The following is an 18810-nucleotide window of genomic DNA, read 5'->3' as shown; positions in this document are numbered from 1 at the left end:
TTCAAGATAATAGAGATAAAAAGAAAAACACAGACAGCACGGCTGGATTTCATCAGAAGCAGCTCAATCTGTCTGTGTTTTTTATTTACTGGCTAGTTTTTGCCCAGCCTCTTTAGTTTTGCTTTAATACGTTTATTGTTGTAGTAAAAAATATAATCAGTGATAGCTTGCTCTAGCTGATCCAGAGATTTGAAAGTCTTCTCAAATCCGTAAAACATTTCTGTTTTTAAGATGCCGAGGAAGGACTCCATCATACCATTATCCGTGCTAGTTCCCTTGCGAGACCTGGAAGGACGTATTAGATTTTTTCATTCTAACTTTTGGGGTGCAGTTCAAGTTTTGGGATTTTTAAAATTTTTAAGTAAAAACTCTTGCAATGAGAAATATAATCTGATAGAATGTTCTAGTGCCGTAAAAATTACGGCTGTAGCTTTGATGCAAGAGGTTGCGACACGCTCGGTTGCATTGCCACGCGACCCGTGTTGGTTTTCTTGTGGAGCTAGCCTATTATCTTAAATAGACGAAAAGGAGACAAAGATGGCAAACAAAAAAATCCGCATCCGCTTGAAAGCGTACGAACACCGTACACTTGATACAGCAGCTGCAAAAATCGTTGAAACTGCAACACGTACAGGTGCTCAAGTAGCAGGTCCAGTTCCACTTCCAACAGAACGTAGCCTCTACACAATCATCCGTGCGACTCACAAGTATAAAGATTCTCGTGAGCAGTTCGAAATGCGTACACACAAACGTTTGATCGACATCATCAACCCAACTCAAAAAACAGTTGATGCCTTGATGAAATTGGATCTTCCAAGTGGTGTAAACGTAGAAATCAAATTGTAATCTGATTTCTAATCGAGCACAGGCTAAACTCTGTGTATCTTGATTTGAGCATGAAAAACGCTCGTTAAAAACTTTTTAATACAAAATAAGAAAAGGAATATTTTTCTCATGACAAAAGGAATCTTAGGGAAAAAAGTGGGAATGACTCAAATCTTCACTGAATCTGGTGAATTTATCCCTGTTACTGTCATCGAAGCAACTCCAAACGTTGTTCTTCAAGTGAAAACAGTTGAAACTGACGGTTATGCGGCAGTTCAAGTTGGTTTTGATGACAAACGCGAAGTATTGAGCAACAAACCTGCCAAAGGCCATGTAGCTAAAGCTAACACAGCTCCTAAGCGCTTCATTCGTGAATTCAAAAACATTGAAGGCTTGGAAGTTGGACAAGAAATTACAGTTGAAACTTTCGCAGCTGGTGATGTTGTTGATGTAACTGGTACATCTAAAGGTAAAGGTTTCCAAGGTGTTATCAAACGCCATGGTCAATCACGTGGTCCTATGGCTCACGGTTCTCGTCACCACCGTCGTCCAGGTTCTATGGGTCCTATTGAACCTAGCCGTGTGTTCAAAGGTAAAAACCTTGCAGGTCGCATGGGCGGCAACCGTGTAACAATTCAAAACCTTGAAGTTGTACAAGTTGTTCCAGAAAAGAACGTTATCCTTATCAAAGGTAACGTACCAGGTGCTAAGAAATCTCTTATCACTATCAAGTCAGCAGTTAAAGCTGGTAAATAATAAGGAAAGGGGAAATCAGTCGAAATGGCAAACGTAACATTATTTGACCAAACTGGTAAACAAGCTGGTGAAGTAGTTCTTAACGATGCGATCTTTGGTATCGAGCCAAACCAAGCAGTTGTATTTGATGTGATCATCAGCCAACGTGCTAGCCTTCGTCAAGGTACTCACGCAGTTAAAAACCGTTCAGCAGTCTCAGGTGGCGGACGCAAACCATGGCGTCAAAAAGGAACTGGACGTGCTCGTCAAGGTTCTATCCGTTCACCACAATGGCGTGGCGGTGGCGTAGTCTTCGGACCAACTCCACGTTCATACGCGTACAAACTTCCACAAAAAGTTCGTCGCTTGGCACTTAAATCTGTTTACTCAGAAAAAGTTGCTGAAAACAAATTTGTAGCTGTTAACTCACTTGAATTCACAGCTCCAAAAACTGCTGAATTTGCAAAAGTACTTGCAGCATTGAGCATTGATTCTAAAGTCCTTGTTATTCTTGAAGAAGGCAACGAATTCGCAGCTCTTTCTGCTCGTAACATCCCAGGAGTTAAAGTTGCAACTGCAACAACTGCAAGCGTACTTGACATCGCAAATGCAGACAAACTTCTTGTAACTCAAGCAGCTATCTCTAAAATTGAGGAGGTTCTTGCATAATGAATTTGTATGATGTTATCAAAAAACCTGTCATCACAGAAAGCTCAATGGGCCAACTCGAAGCAGGCAAGTATGTATTTGAAGTTGACACTCGTGCGCACAAACTCTTGATCAAGCAAGCTGTTGAAGCTGCATTCGAGGGTGTTAAAGTTGCAAATGTTAACACAATCAACGTGAAACCTAAAACAAAACGCGTAGGTCGTTATGTAGGTCGCACAAACAAAGTAAAAAAAGCAATCATCACATTGGCTGCTGATTCAAAAGCGATCGAATTGTTCGCTACAGCTGACGCTGAATAATCAAAGGAGGAATTAACGTGGGTATTAAAGTTTATAAACCAACGACAAATGGCCGTCGTAACATGACTTCTTTGGACTTCGCTGAAATCACAACAAGCACTCCAGAAAAAAGCTTGCTTGTTGCTTTGAAGAGCAAAGCTGGTCGTAACAACAACGGTCGCATCACTGTTCGTCACCAAGGTGGCGGTCACAAACGTTTCTACCGTTTGGTAGACTTCAAACGTAACAAAGATGGCGTTGAAGCAATTGTTAAAACTATCGAATACGATCCAAACCGTTCAGCAAACATCGCTCTTGTACACTACACAGACGGTGTTAAAGCTTACATCATTGCTCCTAAAGGTCTTGAAGTTGGTCAACGCATCGTTTCAGGCCCAGAAGCAGATATCAAAGTTGGCAACGCACTTCCACTTGCAAACATCCCAGTCGGTACTGTTGTTCACAACATCGAGTTGAAACCAGGTCGCGGTGGTGAGTTGGTTCGTGCTGCTGGTGCATCTGCACAGGTTCTTGGTCAAGAAGGTAAATACGTTCTTGTTCGCCTTCAATCAGGTGAAGTTCGTATGATCCTTGGTACTTGCCGTGCTACTGTTGGTACTGTAGGTAACGAACAACATGGCCTTGTTAACCTTGGTAAAGCAGGTCGTAGCCGTTGGAAAGGTATCCGTCCAACAGTTCGCGGTTCTGTAATGAACCCTAACGATCACCCACACGGTGGTGGTGAAGGTAAAGCACCAGTTGGTCGTAAAGCACCATCTACACCATGGGGTAAACCAGCTCTTGGTTTGAAAACTCGTAACAAGAAAGCTAAATCTGACAAACTTATCGTTCGTCGTCGCAACCAAAAATAATCTATTCTTAGTTGCTTAGCATTCTATATCATCCGCCAACTCGGTAGGGTTTGTTATGGGCTGACTATTCCAGCACCTCAGTTTGATTGAAATGCCAGTTTGACGCAGTGGTTGATTGCAGTTTCTAGTAGCTTAGCTACATCGAAACTCCTAATCAACTGTGCGGGGGCAGGACAACGAACACGGTAACTGGGGTTCTGTCCGGCTCCCAAGCCGCTGTGGTACATATTTTAAAGGAGAAAACACTAAAATGGGACGTAGTCTTAAAAAAGGACCTTTCGTCGATGAGCATTTGATGAAAAAAGTTGAAGCTCAAGCAAACGACGAAAAGAAAAAAGTAATTAAAACTTGGTCACGTCGTTCAACGATCTTCCCAAGTTTCATCGGTTATACAATCGCAGTTTACGATGGACGTAAACACGTACCTGTATACATTCAAGAAGACATGGTAGGTCACAAACTTGGTGAATTTGCACCAACTCGTACTTACAAAGGTCATGCTGCTGACGACAAGAAAACTCGTCGTAAATAATTTAGGAGGAAAACACAATGGCAGAAATTACTTCAGCTAAAGCAACTGCTCGCACAGTACGTGTTTCACCTCGTAAATCACGTCTTGTCTTGGATAACATCCGTGGCAAAAGCGTAGCAGACGCAATCGCAATCTTGAAATTCACACCAAACAAAGCTGCAGGCATTATCGAGGGAGTTTTGAACTCAGCAATCGCTAACGCTGAAAACAACTTTGGTTTGGAAAAAGCTAACTTGGTAGTCAGCGAAGCATTCGCAAACGAAGGACCAACGTTGAAACGTTTCCGTCCACGTGCGAAAGGTTCTGCTTCACCAATCAACAAACGCACAGCTCACATCACTGTAGTTGTGGCAGAGAAATAAGGAGGTAAAAACGTGGGTCAAAAAGTACATCCAATTGGTATGCGTGTTGGCATCATCCGTGATTGGGATGCTAAATGGTATGCTGAAAAAGAATACGCGGATTACCTTCATGAAGATCTTGCAATCCGCAACTTTATCAAAAAAGAATTGGCTGATGCGTCAACATCAACAATCGAAATCGAACGTGCTGTAAATAAAGTAATCGTTTCTATCCACACTGCTAAGCCAGGTATGGTTATTGGTAAAGCTGGTAGCAACGTTGATGCACTTCGTGCTCAATTGAACAAATTGACTGGTAAACAAGTACACATCAACATCATCGAAATCAAACAACCTGATTTGGATGCACACCTTGTTGGTGAGTCAATCGCTCGTCAATTGGAGCAACGTGTGGCATTCCGCCGTGCTCAAAAACAAGCTATCCAACGTGCAATGCGCGCTGGTGCAAAAGGTATCAAAACACAAGTTTCTGGTCGTTTGAACGGTGCTGATATTGCCCGTGCAGAAGGCTACTCAGAAGGAACTGTTCCTCTTCATACACTTCGTGCGGATATCGACTACGCTTGGGAAGAAGCTTTGACAACTTACGGTAAACTTGGTATCAAAGTATGGATCTACCGTGGTGAAGTTCTTCCAGCTCGTAAAAACACTAAAGGAGGTAAATAACAAATGTTAGTACCTAAACGTGTAAAACACCGTCGTGAATTCCGTGGAAAAATGCGCGGAGAAGCTAAAGGTGGAAAACAAGTAGACTTTGGTCAATACGGTCTTCAAGCAACTACTAGCTCATGGATTACAAACCGCCAAATCGAAGCTGCCCGTATCGCTATGACGCGTTACATGAAACGTGGTGGTAAAGTTTGGATCAAGATCTTCCCACACAAATCATACACTGCTAAAGCTATCGGTGTACGTATGGGTTCTGGTAAAGGTGCTCCTGAAGGTTGGGTAGCTCCAGTTAAACGCGGTAAGGTTATGTTTGAAGTAGCTGGCGTTTCTGAAGAAATTGCACGCGAAGCATTCCGCCTTGCTGGTCACAAATTGCCAGTTAAAGTTAAATTCGTAAAACGTGAAGCAGAATAAGGAGAAGACATGAAACTTCAAGAAATTAAAGATTTTGTAAAAGAACTTCGTGGCCTTTCTCAAGAAGAACTTGCTAAGAAAGAAAACGAATTGAAGAAAGAACTCTTCGAACTTCGTTTCCAAGCTGCTGCTGGTCAACTTGAGCAAACTGCTCGTTTGAACGAAGTGAAGAAACAAATTGCACGTATCAAGACTGTGCAATCTGAAACTAAATAATAGATTGGGAAAGGAGAATTTCAATGGAACGCAATAATCGTAAAGTTCTTGTTGGACGCGTAGTATCTGACAAAATGGACAAAACAATCACAGTTGTAGTTGAAACTAAACGTAACCACCCAGTCTATGGTAAACGTATTAACTACTCTAAAAAGTACAAAGCTCATGATGAAAACAATGTTGCTAAAGAAGGCGATATCGTTCGTATCATGGAAACTCGCCCACTTTCAGCTACAAAACGTTTCCGTCTTGTAGAAGTTGTGGAAGAGGCAGTTATCATTTAATCAACCTGAAAGGAGAAAATTGACATGATTCAAACAGAAACTCGTTTGAAAGTTGCTGACAACAGTGGCGCACGTGAAATCTTGACAATCAAAGTTCTTGGTGGTTCAGGACGTAAATTCGCGAACATCGGCGACATCATCGTTGCTTCAGTAAAACAAGCTACTCCTGGTGGTGCGGTTAAAAAAGGTGACGTTGTTAAAGCCGTTATCGTTCGTACTAAGACAGGTGCTCGTCGTGCTGATGGTTCATACATCAAATTCGATGAGAATGCTGCAGTTATCATCCGTGAAGACAAAAACCCTCGCGGAACTCGTATCTTTGGCCCAGTGGCACGCGAATTGCGTGATGGCGGTTTCATGAAAATCGTTTCATTGGCACCAGAAGTACTTTAATCTAACAAACTAAGTCCCCTGTTATCTCACCAGAGTAACAGGGTGCCCATTAGGGCGTAAGAAATCATAGGAGAAATCAAATGTTTGTAAAAAAAGGCGATAAAGTTCGCGTAATCGCTGGTAAAGACAAAGGCGTTGAAGCAGTTGTCGTAACAGCACTTCCAAAAGTAAACAAAGTTATTGTTGAAGGTGTTAACATCGTTAAGAAACACCAAAAACCAAACAGCGAAAACCCTCAAGGCGCTATCGTTGAAAAAGAAGCTCCAATCCATGTGTCAAACGTTCAAGTTCTTGACAAAAATGGTGTTGCAGGACGCGTTGGTTACAAGTTTGTAGACGGCAAAAAAGTTCGCTACAACAAAAAATCAGGCGAAGTGCTTGATTAATCACGAAGGAAAGGAGAAGTATAATGGCAAATCGTTTAAAAGAAAAATATCTTAATGAAGTAGTTCCTGCTTTGACTGAACAATTTAACTATTCTTCAGTTATGGCTGTGCCAAAAGTTGATAAGATCGTTTTGAACATGGGTGTTGGTGACGCTGTTTCTAACGCTAAAAACCTTGAGAAAGCTGCTCAAGAATTGGCTTTGATCTCAGGTCAAAAACCACTTATCACTAAAGCTAAGAAATCAATCGCCGGCTTCCGTCTTCGTGAGGGTGTTGCGATCGGTGCGAAAGTAACGCTACGTGGCGAACGTATGTACGAATTCTTGGACAAATTGGTTACAGTTTCACTTCCACGTGTACGTGACTTCCACGGTGTACCAACTAAGTCATTCGACGGACGTGGTAACTACACACTTGGTGTGAAAGAGCAATTGATCTTCCCAGAAATCAACTTCGACGATGTTGATAAAACTCGCGGTATGGATATCGTTATCGTTACAACTGCTAACACTGACGAAGAATCACGTGCATTGCTTACTGGCCTTGGTATGCCGTTTGCAAAATAAGAGGGAGAGAATAAATGGCTAAAAAATCAATGATCGCTAAGAACAAACGCCCAGCTAAGTTCTCTACACAAGCTTACACACGCTGTGAAAAATGTGGACGTCCACACTCAGTTTACCGCAAATTCAAATTGTGCCGTGTATGCTTCCGCGACTTGGCTTACCTTGGACAAATTCCGGGTGTAACAAAAGCTTCTTGGTAAGATAAGATGTGAGAGCGTTTAGCAACCAACGCAAAGATAGGAGATTTGACGATGAAGTTTACTTCTAGGAAAATCTATCTTCTTTGCTAAGGTTGTAGCTCGAACTCAATTAAAACATGATACTAAGGGCGTGACGGACAAAGTGAAAATAGGAACTCTAGCGAAGAACGCTTGCGTTCTAGATAGAGTTATCTTTTCACACAGGCCGTAGCCTGAGTTCAAATGTTAGGATGCAATAGCATCATACTAGCAAATTCAAACTTTGCATTGCCTATCAGGCACACATTAACTAGCAAGTGATCCAATCAAACTGCTAGTAAGAGGAGAAACAACAAATGGTTATGACTGACCCAATTGCAGATTTTTTGACACGTATTCGTAACGCTAACCAAGCAAAACACGAAGTGCTTGAAGTTCCTGCATCAAACATCAAAAAAGGTATTGCTACAATCCTTAAAAACGAAGGTTTTGTGAAAAACGTTGAATTCATCGAAGATGACAAACAAGGCATCATCCGTGTATTCTTGAAATACGGACCAAACGGTGAAAAAGTTATTACTAACTTGAAACGCGTTTCAAAACCAGGTCTTCGTGTTTACTCAAAACGTGAAGATATTCCAAAAGTTCTTAACGGACTTGGTATCGCAATCATCTCAACATCAGAAGGTCTTTTGACTGACAAACAAGCTCGTCAAAAGAACGTTGGTGGTGAGGTTATCGCATACGTTTGGTAATTGGATGATACCAAGAGCGTAGTGACCCAAGTGAAAATAGGAAATCAAACGAAGAATACTTGCATTCAAGTTTGATTTATCTTTTTCACACAGGTCACAGCTCGGGTTCAAATCTAATAATCTGATTTGAAGGTATCATAAAACCAAACTAGAACAAGATTCACTAATTGAACATGCCTACAACTCTTTGAAAAAAGTGAAAAGTGTTTCAGAAATGCTCACCTTGTTCGTCGTAAACGTCTGAACTTTCTCTGACCTTCGGTCAGGAAAGTCATAGTCGTTCTGACGAGGGTGCGTCCACGAAATCAAAGATTTCGGACTTACCGCTTATTTTTCTTCGAGTTGCTTAACGGCTTTGTATCTTGTTCACCCCGTGAAAACTAGTCGCTCGACGGCTTGATAATTTAACAGGAGAATAAAAAATATGTCACGTATTGGTAATAAAGTAATTACATTACCTGCTGGTGTTGAGCTTGCTCAAAACAACGGCGTGGTAACTGTAAAAGGACCTAAAGGGGAATTGACTCGTGAATTCCCAACTGCTATTGAAATCCGTGTGGATGGTACAGAAGTTACACTTCACCGTCCAAACGATTCAAAAGAAATGAAGACTATTCACGGTACTAGCCGTGCTAACCTCAACAACATGGTTGTTGGTGTTTCTGAAGGCTTCAAAAAAGAACTTGAAATGCGTGGTGTCGGTTACCGTGCTCAATTAGCTGGTAACAAATTGACACTTGCTGTTGGTAAATCACATCCAGATGAAGTGGTTGCACCAGAAGGTATTACATTTGAAGTTCCAACACCAACACAAATCGTCGTGTCTGGTATCAACAAAGAAGTTGTTGGTCAAACAGCAGCTTACATCCGTAGCCTTCGCGCTCCTGAGCCATACAAAGGTAAAGGTATCCGCTACGTTGGTGAATTCGTTCGCCGTAAAGAAGGTAAAACAGGTAAATAATAGCTTGCTGAGGTGGCTTAGCCACCTGGCTGACTATTTCTCAAATTGTTTCGTAAGAAACAGAATCATACATTAAGAGGTGAATATTGTGATTTCAAAACCAGATAAAAACAAAATCCGCCAAAAACGCCACCGTCGCGTTCGCGGTAAAATCTCTGGAACTGCTGCTCGCCCACGTTTGAACATTTTCCGTTCTAATACAGGCATCTACGCTCAAGTGATTGATGACGTAGCGGGTGTAACGCTCGCAAGCGCTTCTACTCTTGATAAAGAAGTTTCAAAAGGTACTAAGACAGAACAAGCTGTTGTTGTAGGTAAACTCGTTGCTGAACGCGCGGTAGCTAAAGGTATTTCTGAAGTGGTCTTTGACCGCGGTGGATATCTCTATCACGGACGTGTGAAAGCTTTGGCTGAATCAGCTCGTGAAAACGGATTGAAATTCTAATAGGGAGGACACTAAGAAATGGCATTCAAAGATAACGCAGTTGAAATTGAAGAACGCGTAGTAGCCATCAACCGTGTTACAAAAGTTGTTAAAGGTGGACGTCGTCTTCGTTTTGCAGCTCTTGTGGTTGTTGGTGACCGTAACGGTCGCGTAGGTTTCGGTACTGGTAAAGCTCAAGAAGTACCAGAAGCTATCCGTAAAGCAGTTGAATCTGCTAAGAAAAACATGATTGAGGTACCAATGGTTGGTACAACAATTCCACACGAAGTTCGCTCAGAATTTGGCGGCGCTCGTGTATTGTTGAAACCTGCTTCAGAAGGTTCTGGGGTTGCTGCCGGTGGTGCAACTCGTGCCGTAATTGAATTGGCAGGTATCGCAGATGTGACTTCTAAGTCACTTGGTTCAAACACACCAATCAACATCGTTCGCGCAACAGTTGAAGGTTTGAAACAGTTGAAACGTGCTGAAGAAGTGGCTGCACTTCGTGGCATTTCAGTTTCTGATTTGGCATAAGAAAGGAGATACTCATGGCTCAAATTAAAATCACTTTGACTAAGTCTCCAATCGGTCGCAAACCAGAACAACGTAAAACAGTTGTTGCACTTGGACTTGGTAAATTGAACTCTTCAGTTGTTAAGGAAGATAACCCAGCTATTCTTGGAATGGTGAACGCTATCTCTCACTTGGTAACTGTTGAAGAAGTTAAGTAACTTCAAGATATACAAACGGACTAAGTCGCAGAGAATTCTTTGCGACTTCTAGTCAATTTTAAAAAAGAAGCGAGTTTGTGGATAAAGACTCTTGTAATCCACAGGCGCTAGCATATAAAAGAGGAGAAAAATAATGAAACTTCATGAATTGCAACCTGCAACAGGTTCTCGTAAAGTCCGCAACCGTGTAGGTCGTGGTACATCATCAGGTAACGGTAAAACTTCTGGCCGTGGTCAAAAAGGTCAAAAAGCTCGTAGCGGTGGCGGTGTTCGCCCAGGTTTTGAAGGTGGACAAACTCCATTGTTCCGTCGTCTTCCAAAACGTGGTTTCACAAACATCAATGCTAAAGAGTACGCAATCGTTAACCTTGATCAATTGAACGCTTTTGAAGATGGTGCTGAAGTAACACCAGTTGTACTTATCGAAGCTGGAATCGTTAAAGCTGAAAAATCAGGTATCAAAATCCTTGGTAACGGCGAATTGACGAAGAAATTGACAGTTAAAGCTGCTAAATTCTCTAAATCAGCTGAAGAAGCAATCACTTCTAAAGGTGGCTCAGTAGAAGTCATCTAAGAGGTGACAGCCTATGTTTTTTAAACTTTTAAAGGATGCCTTGAAAGTAAAATTGGTACGTAGTAAAATTCTATTTACCATTTTTATCCTTTTGGTTTTCCGAATTGGTACTCATATTACAGTGCCAGGGGTCAATGCAAAAAGTCTTGAAGCCTTATCAAATGTACCATTCTTGAATATGTTAAGTTTGGTTTCTGGTAACGCAATGCGAAACTTCTCGGTTTTTGCCCTTGGGGTCAGCCCCTATATAACGGCTTCTATCATTGTTCAACTCTTACAGATGGATATTTTACCTAAATTTGTAGAGTGGGGCAAACAGGGTGAAGTTGGTCGCCGAAAATTAAATCAAGCGACCCGCTACATTTCTTTGGTACTGGCATTTGTTCAGTCTATCGGTATCACAGCAGGTTTCAATGCCCTATCAGGTGCAAAATTGACCAATATGCCTCTCAACTGGCAAACCTATTTGTTAATCGGTTCAATTTTGACAACTGGTTCGGTTATTGTTACTTGGTTAGGAGAACAAATTTCTGAAAAAGGCTATGGTAATGGGACATCGATGATTATCTTTGCAGGTATCATTTCATCCTTGCCAGGAACTTTTTATGAGATTTACATCGACCGTTTTGTCAATATTGAATCTAGTCGTTTGGGTGAGTCAGCGATTTTCGTCACAGCACTCATTATCTTAATACTTTTTGTTGTCTACTTTACAACCTTTGTACAACAAGCCGAATACAAACTACCTATTCAGTACACAAAACGTGCTCAAGGTGCACCTTCTAGTTCTTATTTGCCCTTAAAATTGAATCCAGCAGGAGTTATTCCCGTAATCTTTGCAGGTTCTATCACTGCAGTTCCAACCTCCTTGATTCAATACTTTGCAAGTCAGAATAGAAGTGCAGGTTGGTTAATGGCGGTTCAAGAATACTTTGATTATTCAACAGTCAAAGGGATGATTGTATATGCAGCTTTGATTATCTTGTTCACTTTCTTCTATACTTTTGTTCAGGTTAATCCTGAAAAAACAGCAGAAAGTTTGCAAAAGAGCGCTGCCTATATCCATGGTGTAAGACCTGGTAATGGGACAGAGCAATTCTTGTCGAAGTTGTTAAAACGATTAGCTGCTATTGGTGCAGTATTCTTAAGCTTTATCGCACTTTTGCCAATCCTTGCACAAAATCTCTTTGGGCTTTCTTCGAATATTGCCTTCCTGGGTACAAGTTTGATTATCCTGATTTCAACAAGTATCGAAGGCATTAAGCAGTTGGAAGGCTACCTTCTTAAGAGAAAATATGTAGGTTTCTTAGAAATTACAGAATAGAATATAGGTTGACCTCGTCAACCTTCTATTTTGTTTTTAGATAAGTTTGTCAATGGTGGCAAATTTATGTGAAAACAAAATAAGGAGTTTGTCATGAATCTTTTAATTATGGGTTTACCAGGTGCTGGTAAAGGAACACAGGCGGCTAAGATTGTTGAGAAATTTAATGTTGCTCATATTTCTACAGGTGATATGTTCCGTGCAGCGATGGCTAATCAAACTGAGATGGGTGTATTGGCTAAGTCTTATATCGATAAGGGTGATTTAGTGCCTGATGAAGTGACTAATGGTATTGTCAAAGAACGCTTGGTTCAAGATGATATTAAAGAAAAAGGTTTCTTGTTGGACGGCTATCCACGTACTATCGAGCAAGCCCATGCACTAGATGCTAACTTAGCAGAGCTAGGTATCAAGTTGCAAGGGGTTATCAATATTGAGATTGATCCATCCAAATTGGTTGAGCGCCTAAGTGGTCGTATCATTCATAAAGAAACAGGGGAAACCTTCCATAAGGTATTCAATCCACCGGTTGGAGATTACAAAGAGGAAGATTTCTACCAACGTGAAGACGATAAGCCAGAATCTGTCAAACGCCGTTTAGAAGTGAACATTGCGCAAGGCCAACCGATTATTGATCACTATCGTGCCAAAGGTTTGGTACACGATATCGAAGGGGATCAAGACATCGAACTTGTTTTCCAAGCAATTGATACTGTGTTGTCAAAATTGCAATAAACTTAATAGATTTGGCTTGCATTTTTCTAGGAAAGATGATAAAATAGCCTAGTCTGACTTATAATTGTTACCTCTGTGTTCAGAGGGCATCAAATCGATATTTAGAGAGGGGTTACTTTTGCATGGCAAAAGAAGATGTGATTGAAATTGAAGGCAAAGTAGTTGATACAATGCCAAATGCTATGTTTACTGTTGAGTTGGAAAACGGACACCAAGTCCTTGCAACTGTTTCTGGTAAAATCCGTAAGAACTACATTCGTATTTTGGTCGGTGACCGCGTAACTGTTGAGCTTAGTCCATACGACTTGACACGTGGACGTATCACATACCGCTTTAAATAGTCGAAATACTTGGAGGGATTAGACATGAAAGTAAGACCATCGGTCAAACCAATTTGCGAATACTGCAAAGTTATTCGTCGTAATGGTCGTGTTATGGTGATTTGCCCAGCAAACCCTAAACACAAGCAACGTCAAGGTTAAGAAATAGAAAGGAGAAAACATGGCTCGTATTGCTGGAGTTGACATTCCAAATGACAAACGTGTAGTTATTTCATTGACTTATGTTTACGGTATCGGTCTCGCAACTTCTAAGAAAATTCTTGCTGCTGCAGGTATTTCAGAAGATGTTCGCGTAAAAGACTTGACACCTGATCAAGAAGACGCTATCCGTCGTGAAGTTGATGCAATCAAAGTTGAAGGTGACCTCCGTCGTGAAGTTAACTTGAACATCAAACGTTTGATGGAAATCGGTTCATACCGTGGTATCCGTCACCGTCGTGGACTTCCTGTCCGTGGACAAAACACTAAAAACAATGCCCGCACTCGTAAAGGTAAAGCTGTTGCGATCGCAGGTAAGAAAAAATAAAATAGGAGGTAGAAAAATTGGCTAAACCAACACGTAAACGTCGTGTGAAAAAGAATATCGAATCTGGTATTGCTCATATTCACGCAACATTTAATAACACTATTGTTATGATTACTGATGTGCATGGTAACGCGATTGCTTGGTCATCAGCTGGTGCTCTTGGTTTCAAAGGTTCTCGTAAATCTACACCATTTGCCGCTCAAATGGCTGCTGAAGCTGCTGCTAAATCTGCACAAGAACACGGTCTTAAAACAGTTGAAGTTACCGTTAAAGGCCCAGGTTCAGGTCGTGAGTCTGCTATCCGCGCTCTTGCTGCCGCTGGTCTTGAAGTAACAGCAATTCGTGATGTGACTCCTGTACCACACAATGGTGCTCGTCCTCCAAAACGTCGCCGTGTATAATCATACAATCCATACACAGCTTTTCGTTTAAGAGGGAGTAAGAAATGATTGAGTTTGAAAAACCAACAATAACAAAAATTGATGAAAATAAAGATTACGGCAGATTTGTCATCGAACCATTAGAACGTGGTTACGGAACAACTCTTGGTAACTCTCTTCGTCGTGTACTTCTTGCTTCACTACCAGGTGCTGCAGTAACATCAATTAAGATTGATGGCGTACTCCACGAATTCGACACAGTTCCAGGTGTCCGTGAAGATGTTATGCAAATTATTCTTAGCATCAAAGGCATTGCTGTAAAATCTTATGTCGAAGACGAAAAGACGATTGAACTTGATGTAGTAGGTCCGGCTGAAGTAACAGCAGGTGACATTCTTACTGACAGTGACATTGAAATTATTAACCCTGATCATTATCTATTCACTATTGCTGAAGGTGCAAGCTTTAGAGCAACCTTGACTGTTAATTCAGGTCGTGGTTATGTGCCAGCTGAAGGCAATAAGAAAGATGATGCACCAGTGGGAACACTTGCGGTGGATTCTATCTACACGCCAGTGAAAAAAGTCAACTATCAAGTAGAACCAGCTCGCGTTGGTAGTAACGATGGATTTGACAGATTAACACTTGAAATCAACACAAATGGTACCATTATACCAGAAGATGCACTTGGTCTTTCTGCGCGTATTTTGATGGAGCACTTAGGTCTATTCACTGATTTGACAGAAGTAGCGAAATCTGCTGAAGTTATGAAAGAAGCTGAAGTGACATCAGATGATCGTATGCTTGATCGTACGATTGAGGAATTGGACCTTTCTGTTCGCTCATACAACTGTTTGAAACGTGCAGGAATTAACACTGTATTTGATTTGACAGAGAAAACTGAGCCAGAAATGATGAAAGTGCGCAATCTTGGCCGTAAGAGTCTTGAAGAAGTCAAGGTTAAATTAGCTGACTTGGGTCTAGGATTGAAGAAAGATAAATAATATAGGAGGAAATCATGGCATACCGTAAACTAGGACGCACTAGCTCACAACGTAAAGCAATGTTGCGCGATTTGACAACTGACCTTTTGATCAACGAATCAATCGTTACAACTGAAGCTCGTGCTAAAGAAATCCGTAAAACAGTTGAAAAAATGATCACACTTGGTAAACGTGGTGACTTGCACGCACGTCGTCAAGCTGCTGCATTTGTTCGTAACGAAATTGCATCTGAAAACTATGATGAAGCAACTGATAAGTACACAGCTACTACTGTACTTCAAAAATTGTTCTCTGAAATTGCACCTCGTTATGCAGAACGCAATGGTGGATATACTCGTATCCTCAAAACAGAACCACGTCGTGGTGATGCTGCCCCAATGGCAATTATCGAACTTGTATAAGATCATCAATTTTGTTGAGTGTTATGATGATGGGATTTGTTTCAAATCCTTAGTCTAGCTCTGGTCTGCCGCTGGGTTTTCCCAGCGGTAACACTCATCATATTGATTGGACGCTTGTTTACGAAATTACTCTAATATAGAATAATTTCGTAAGCAGGCGTTTTATTTTTGCATAAAATTTGATATACTTTAAAGAATGAATGGAGAACACATGGCAGAAATTACAAACTTCTTTAAAGAACACTATCTTTCCAAAATGAAGGATAATCCAGAGTTATTTATTGGCATTGAACTTGAATATCCAATAGTGAACAAAGAGGAGGGACAAACCTCAATTAAAGTAGCTAAAGACTTAATGGAATATCTTTCAAGCAAAGAAGAGTTTAATGTAGTAAAGTTTGATGAGGATGGGTGCCCGATAGAAATCATCAGTATGGAAGGTGATTTAATTCTCTTTGAAGTAACTTATAATACACTTGAGTTTGCATTTGCAAAAGCAAGGTACATTCAGGATATAGAAAAGCGTTTTGAAGTATATTTGGACCCAATTCAGCGTTTTTTAGGCTTGTACCATCATGAATTGCAGTGAGTGGGCATCAATCCAAATTGGAAACTAAATGACCATAGACCTGTGGCTACAGGGCGTTATCGCATGCTTATGGATTACTTAAAACTATCTGCAAACTATCCTCACATGCACCAATATGTCGATTATGCAGGCTTCATATGTGGTAATCAGGTCCAATTTGATGTATCTAGGAAAAATTATCTAAGAGTTCTTAACGCATTTAATAAGATTGAGGCTGTCAAGGCCTATCTATTTGCTAATTCTGAGTTCGAAGATTTTGCAGATGTCTCAATAAGCCGTGATCATTTTTGGGAAGCCTCAATGCATGGCTTGATTGAGGATAATGTCGGGGTTTATCCAGAGGATTTCAATACAGAAATAGACTACCTTGAGTTCCAGAAGAGAACGGCCATGTTCTATATTGAGCGTAACAAAGGGTATTATTACTTTCATCCTATTAGGGTCAAAGAGTATTTAAAAAATAAAAACATAACAGCTTATTCGGCAACTGGAAAGCAAATAGAGTTTAGTCCTCACACTGACGATTTAAAGAGCCATCGTTCCTATCATTATCAAGAATTAACCAAGAGAGGAACAGTTGAATTTCGAAGCATCTGTACACAGCCCTTTGAAAGCACATTTGCGCCAGCCGCTTTCCAATTAGGCTTGCTTGTAAATTTAGAAAAATTTGAAAAAATACTAGAAGAGACCGACTTCTTTGACTTTTTTGGCAGAGATTATAAGCATCTTCGCAAACAATTCTCAGTAAAATATCTTACGAAAATGGAACGAGAAATCCTAGGGAAATTATCCAGAGAGCTGGTTGCCTGTGCGAAAGAAGGTCTGAAAGCCAGAGGTATGGGCGAAGAAAAATACTTATTAGCCTTGCAGGAAAATAATAGCTAATCAAAAAGGCTATCAGTTTTCTCAATTTTAAAATAAATTCCCTGAATTTCTAGTTTAAATTAGCCGCCTGCTAGAAATGCACTCGGCGACTTGTAGCTCAAGCATTTTTAGGGGGCGATAATAGCGACTTATTTCGGGGTCGTTTTCATGGTTCCTTTTGGCAACCATCTCCGAATCAATCGATTGTGATTTTCATTCGTTCCCCCTCTCCCATGAAGAGTAGGGATGCGCATAGTAGATATACTCCTCGGGAAACACTTCAGCCAGACGACTAAACTCTGTACCATTATCTGCAGTTATAGACAGGATACGATGTTCCCTCAAGATTCCCTCCAGTGCTTGATTGACTGATTCAGTGGTTTTGTTAGGTATCAGACGGATGATTTGGTGTCTACTCAGACGGTCGGTTAAGACTAAAAGGTAATGATTTTTCACTCTGGTTAGTAGAACTGTATCAATTTCATAATGACCGTTTTCCAAGCGAAGATTAATACCGTCAGGACGTTCTTCGATAGATTTTCCTGCCGGCTTAAAGTTCGGACTAGCATGCTTCGTGACACCTTTCCATTTTCTAGGATAAAGCATATCCGCCTTCGTCAATCCTAAATGACCATTATGAAACCAATAGTAGATGGTTGAAATACCAACTTTCATTTTCTTCTTCTTAACCATCATTTCAGGAGAAAATTTTTGCTTATGATAGTGTAAATTTTTCTCTCTGATTTCCTTTGTTAGAATTAACTTTTTCACCGACCGTTTTCGATTGGATTGGTAAACAGTTTTTGCGTAATCGGCAGAATAGACCTTTTTGTACAGCCTTTTTCTCACTTGTTGTAAAGTTGTCCCACGTTTGACTTCATTATTGATCGTCTGAGGCACCTTTCCTAACAATCCTGCAATTTCACGATTGGACATATTTTCAAGTTTCCACTGCTCAATCAAGCGGCGGTTATCTATTGTCAAATGTTTCCCTTTTGGGTAATGTTCTTGCATATCTATGCCTTTCCTTGTGTTTGTGGCGAACTTCAAGTATAGCACAGAGGTGTTTTCTTATACCTTATGTCAGATTTCATTTGACAGCAGGCACCCTTGAAGCTATTATCAAATGAAATCATCAACTTACTCAAACATAGTGAAACATCCAATTCTTGACTAAGGTAAGGTGGCTAACTTCATTATAGAAGTTTCATTTGACTACTGAACTCAAAATATCTTCGTCAAATACCTTGAAAAGCTTGACAAATGGTAGAAAAACAGCGCATAAAACAAAATATCCGTCTTGTCATAAAGTATCCATAGTAAATCACCTTGATTTAGAGCATACAAGACAAAAATGTCCTGTAGAAAGCCAACACTTTTCGATAAACTTAACCCATCAACCAAAGGAGATTAAGTAATGGAATTCGAAAAAGTGTACGCAAGCGTCAAAGGAATTGTAAACAAGGCTCGAAAAGAGTTTTACATTAAACTATGGGAACGAGAAGATTGGGACCAAGAAGGAATGCTGACACTATTTGAACTATTGGAAGAACAACCATGGTTAGTTGATGAACAAGACCAATTGTATTGTTATTTCAAAGTCAAGTTCAGAAATCGGATCAAAGATCGGGTACGTAGACAAGAAAGTCAGAAGCGCAAGTTTGATCGTATGCCACATGAGGATATACACGAATTATCTCACGCCATACAATCACCAGGCTTGATAAACGATGAACTATTAATGTTGAGAGGTGCCTTGAGAGATTATCGACAAAATCTAAGCAAGGCTCAACTTGATAAATATGAAAAATTAATTAGCGG

General features: G+C 40.6%; 30 protein-coding genes and 3 pseudogenes. 31 read left to right on the top strand and 2 right to left on the bottom strand.

Annotation, left to right across the window (positions count from 1 at the left end; all coding sequences use genetic code 11):
* Nucleotides 1-92: 92 nt before the first annotated feature.
* Nucleotides 93-299, bottom strand: a pseudogene (locus C1E58_RS01105) (IS3 family transposase); the annotation flags it as partial.
* A 238-nt stretch (nucleotides 300-537) separates the two neighbouring features.
* Here C1E58_RS01105 and rpsJ point away from each other — a divergent pair.
* The 30 genes and pseudogenes from rpsJ to C1E58_RS00945 all read left to right on the top strand — a co-directional run bounded on the left by rpsJ (nucleotide 538) and on the right by C1E58_RS00945 (nucleotide 17010).
* A complete protein-coding gene (gene rpsJ / locus C1E58_RS01100) occupies nucleotides 538-846 on the top strand; it encodes a 30S ribosomal protein S10 (RefSeq protein WP_002939332.1) in 309 nt (102 codons plus the stop codon).
* Between the two features lie 108 nt (nucleotides 847-954).
* Nucleotides 955-1581 (top strand): 50S ribosomal protein L3, encoded by a 627-nt coding sequence (gene rplC / locus C1E58_RS01095; RefSeq protein WP_024415739.1) that lies wholly within the window; start codon nucleotides 955-957, stop codon nucleotides 1579-1581.
* 24 nt (nucleotides 1582-1605) lie between these two features.
* Entirely contained in the window at nucleotides 1606-2229 is a 624-nt protein-coding gene (gene rplD, locus C1E58_RS01090; RefSeq protein WP_004195490.1) for a 50S ribosomal protein L4, read from the top strand.
* Nucleotides 2229-2528, top strand: coding sequence for a 50S ribosomal protein L23 (locus C1E58_RS01085; protein WP_004195491.1), 300 nt, complete (start codon nucleotides 2229-2231; stop codon nucleotides 2526-2528). Before rplD ends, C1E58_RS01085 begins: the two co-directional genes overlap by 1 nt.
* Nucleotides 2529-2545: 17 nt before the next feature.
* Nucleotides 2546-3379 (top strand): 50S ribosomal protein L2, encoded by an 834-nt coding sequence (rplB, locus tag C1E58_RS01080; protein WP_002936663.1) that lies wholly within the window; start codon nucleotides 2546-2548, stop codon nucleotides 3377-3379.
* A gap of 250 nt (nucleotides 3380-3629) precedes the next feature.
* A complete protein-coding gene (gene rpsS / locus C1E58_RS01075) occupies nucleotides 3630-3911 on the top strand; it encodes a 30S ribosomal protein S19 (RefSeq protein ID WP_000533766.1) in 282 nt (93 codons plus the stop codon).
* Nucleotides 3912-3928: 17 nt separating this feature from the next.
* Nucleotides 3929-4273 (top strand): 50S ribosomal protein L22, encoded by a 345-nt coding sequence (rplV, locus tag C1E58_RS01070; RefSeq protein ID WP_002936662.1) that lies wholly within the window; start codon nucleotides 3929-3931, stop codon nucleotides 4271-4273.
* Nucleotides 4274-4285: 12 nt separating this feature from the next.
* Nucleotides 4286-4939 (top strand): 30S ribosomal protein S3, encoded by a 654-nt coding sequence (rpsC, locus tag C1E58_RS01065; RefSeq protein WP_044689746.1) that lies wholly within the window; start codon nucleotides 4286-4288, stop codon nucleotides 4937-4939.
* 3 nt (nucleotides 4940-4942) lie between these two features.
* The gene (gene rplP / locus C1E58_RS01060) at nucleotides 4943-5356 is read left to right on the top strand and encodes a 50S ribosomal protein L16 (protein ID WP_002936660.1); all 414 of its coding nucleotides are present in this window, start codon (nucleotides 4943-4945) and stop codon (nucleotides 5354-5356) included.
* A 9-nt stretch (nucleotides 5357-5365) separates the two neighbouring features.
* On the top strand, nucleotides 5366-5572 hold the full coding sequence (rpmC, locus tag C1E58_RS01055) for a 50S ribosomal protein L29 (RefSeq protein WP_002936659.1): 207 nt from the start codon (nucleotides 5366-5368) through the stop codon (nucleotides 5570-5572).
* A 23-nt stretch (nucleotides 5573-5595) separates the two neighbouring features.
* The gene (gene rpsQ, locus C1E58_RS01050; RefSeq protein ID WP_000440801.1) at nucleotides 5596-5856 is read left to right on the top strand and encodes a 30S ribosomal protein S17; all 261 of its coding nucleotides are present in this window, start codon (nucleotides 5596-5598) and stop codon (nucleotides 5854-5856) included.
* Between the two features lie 24 nt (nucleotides 5857-5880).
* Nucleotides 5881-6249, top strand: a complete 369-nt coding sequence (rplN, locus tag C1E58_RS01045) for a 50S ribosomal protein L14 (protein WP_002936658.1) — start codon at nucleotides 5881-5883, stop codon at nucleotides 6247-6249.
* An 80-nt stretch (nucleotides 6250-6329) separates the two neighbouring features.
* On the top strand, nucleotides 6330-6635 hold the full coding sequence (gene rplX / locus C1E58_RS01040) for a 50S ribosomal protein L24 (RefSeq protein ID WP_002936656.1): 306 nt from the start codon (nucleotides 6330-6332) through the stop codon (nucleotides 6633-6635).
* A gap of 23 nt (nucleotides 6636-6658) precedes the next feature.
* Nucleotides 6659-7201: a 50S ribosomal protein L5 gene (gene rplE / locus C1E58_RS01035; protein ID WP_002936653.1), complete on the top strand. Its 543-nt coding sequence runs from the start codon at nucleotides 6659-6661 to the stop codon at nucleotides 7199-7201.
* Between the two features lie 14 nt (nucleotides 7202-7215).
* Nucleotides 7216-7401, top strand: a complete 186-nt coding sequence (locus tag C1E58_RS01030; protein WP_002936651.1) for a type Z 30S ribosomal protein S14 — start codon at nucleotides 7216-7218, stop codon at nucleotides 7399-7401.
* Nucleotides 7402-7736: 335 nt separating this feature from the next.
* A complete protein-coding gene (rpsH, locus tag C1E58_RS01020) occupies nucleotides 7737-8135 on the top strand; it encodes a 30S ribosomal protein S8 (protein ID WP_002936647.1) in 399 nt (132 codons plus the stop codon).
* Between the two features lie 424 nt (nucleotides 8136-8559).
* Nucleotides 8560-9096: a 50S ribosomal protein L6 gene (rplF, locus tag C1E58_RS01010; protein WP_105209046.1), complete on the top strand. Its 537-nt coding sequence runs from the start codon at nucleotides 8560-8562 to the stop codon at nucleotides 9094-9096.
* A gap of 88 nt (nucleotides 9097-9184) precedes the next feature.
* A complete protein-coding gene (rplR, locus tag C1E58_RS01005) occupies nucleotides 9185-9541 on the top strand; it encodes a 50S ribosomal protein L18 (RefSeq protein ID WP_002936641.1) in 357 nt (118 codons plus the stop codon).
* A gap of 18 nt (nucleotides 9542-9559) precedes the next feature.
* Nucleotides 9560-10054, top strand: a complete 495-nt coding sequence (gene rpsE / locus C1E58_RS01000) for a 30S ribosomal protein S5 (RefSeq protein ID WP_002936639.1) — start codon at nucleotides 9560-9562, stop codon at nucleotides 10052-10054.
* Between the two features lie 14 nt (nucleotides 10055-10068).
* Nucleotides 10069-10251, top strand: coding sequence for a 50S ribosomal protein L30 (gene rpmD, locus C1E58_RS00995; protein ID WP_002936638.1), 183 nt, complete (start codon nucleotides 10069-10071; stop codon nucleotides 10249-10251).
* 133 nt (nucleotides 10252-10384) lie between these two features.
* Complete coding sequence (gene rplO / locus C1E58_RS00990) at nucleotides 10385-10825, top strand: 50S ribosomal protein L15 (RefSeq protein ID WP_002936637.1); 441 nt, start codon at nucleotides 10385-10387, stop codon at nucleotides 10823-10825.
* A 13-nt stretch (nucleotides 10826-10838) separates the two neighbouring features.
* Nucleotides 10839-12149 (top strand): preprotein translocase subunit SecY, encoded by a 1311-nt coding sequence (gene secY / locus C1E58_RS00985; RefSeq protein ID WP_105209045.1) that lies wholly within the window; start codon nucleotides 10839-10841, stop codon nucleotides 12147-12149.
* Between the two features lie 93 nt (nucleotides 12150-12242).
* Entirely contained in the window at nucleotides 12243-12884 is a 642-nt protein-coding gene (locus tag C1E58_RS00980; RefSeq protein ID WP_105209044.1) for an adenylate kinase, read from the top strand.
* A gap of 122 nt (nucleotides 12885-13006) precedes the next feature.
* Nucleotides 13007-13225: a translation initiation factor IF-1 gene (gene infA / locus C1E58_RS00975; RefSeq protein WP_002936627.1), complete on the top strand. Its 219-nt coding sequence runs from the start codon at nucleotides 13007-13009 to the stop codon at nucleotides 13223-13225.
* Nucleotides 13226-13249: 24 nt separating this feature from the next.
* Nucleotides 13250-13366, top strand: coding sequence for a 50S ribosomal protein L36 (gene rpmJ / locus C1E58_RS00970; RefSeq protein ID WP_001808836.1), 117 nt, complete (start codon nucleotides 13250-13252; stop codon nucleotides 13364-13366).
* A gap of 19 nt (nucleotides 13367-13385) precedes the next feature.
* Nucleotides 13386-13751, top strand: coding sequence for a 30S ribosomal protein S13 (rpsM, locus tag C1E58_RS00965; RefSeq protein ID WP_099832346.1), 366 nt, complete (start codon nucleotides 13386-13388; stop codon nucleotides 13749-13751).
* A gap of 17 nt (nucleotides 13752-13768) precedes the next feature.
* Complete coding sequence (gene rpsK / locus C1E58_RS00960; RefSeq protein WP_057491590.1) at nucleotides 13769-14152, top strand: 30S ribosomal protein S11; 384 nt, start codon at nucleotides 13769-13771, stop codon at nucleotides 14150-14152.
* 44 nt (nucleotides 14153-14196) lie between these two features.
* On the top strand, nucleotides 14197-15135 hold the full coding sequence (locus C1E58_RS00955; protein ID WP_105113653.1) for a DNA-directed RNA polymerase subunit alpha: 939 nt from the start codon (nucleotides 14197-14199) through the stop codon (nucleotides 15133-15135).
* 14 nt (nucleotides 15136-15149) lie between these two features.
* A complete protein-coding gene (gene rplQ / locus C1E58_RS00950; RefSeq protein ID WP_105113652.1) occupies nucleotides 15150-15536 on the top strand; it encodes a 50S ribosomal protein L17 in 387 nt (128 codons plus the stop codon).
* Nucleotides 15537-15747: 211 nt separating this feature from the next.
* Nucleotides 15748-17010 (top strand): annotated as a pseudogene (locus C1E58_RS00945) (gamma-glutamylcysteine synthetase).
* A 107-nt stretch (nucleotides 17011-17117) separates the two neighbouring features.
* Here the strand turns inward: C1E58_RS00945 and C1E58_RS00940 are convergent.
* Nucleotides 17118-18003: pseudogene (locus tag C1E58_RS00940) on the bottom strand (IS30 family transposase).
* 403 nt (nucleotides 18004-18406) lie between these two features.
* On the opposite strand from C1E58_RS00940, the gene C1E58_RS00935 reads away from it, so the two are divergent.
* A partial coding sequence (locus C1E58_RS00935) for a sigma-70 family RNA polymerase sigma factor (protein ID WP_105209043.1) occupies nucleotides 18407-18810 on the top strand: 404 nt, incomplete at its 3' end.

Source organism: Streptococcus suis, assembly GCF_002964575.1.
GTDB lineage: Bacteria > Bacillota > Bacilli > Lactobacillales > Streptococcaceae > Streptococcus > Streptococcus suis_R.
Note: the sequence above shows the minus strand (reverse complement) of the source record. Positions and strands in the feature narration are given on the sequence as shown.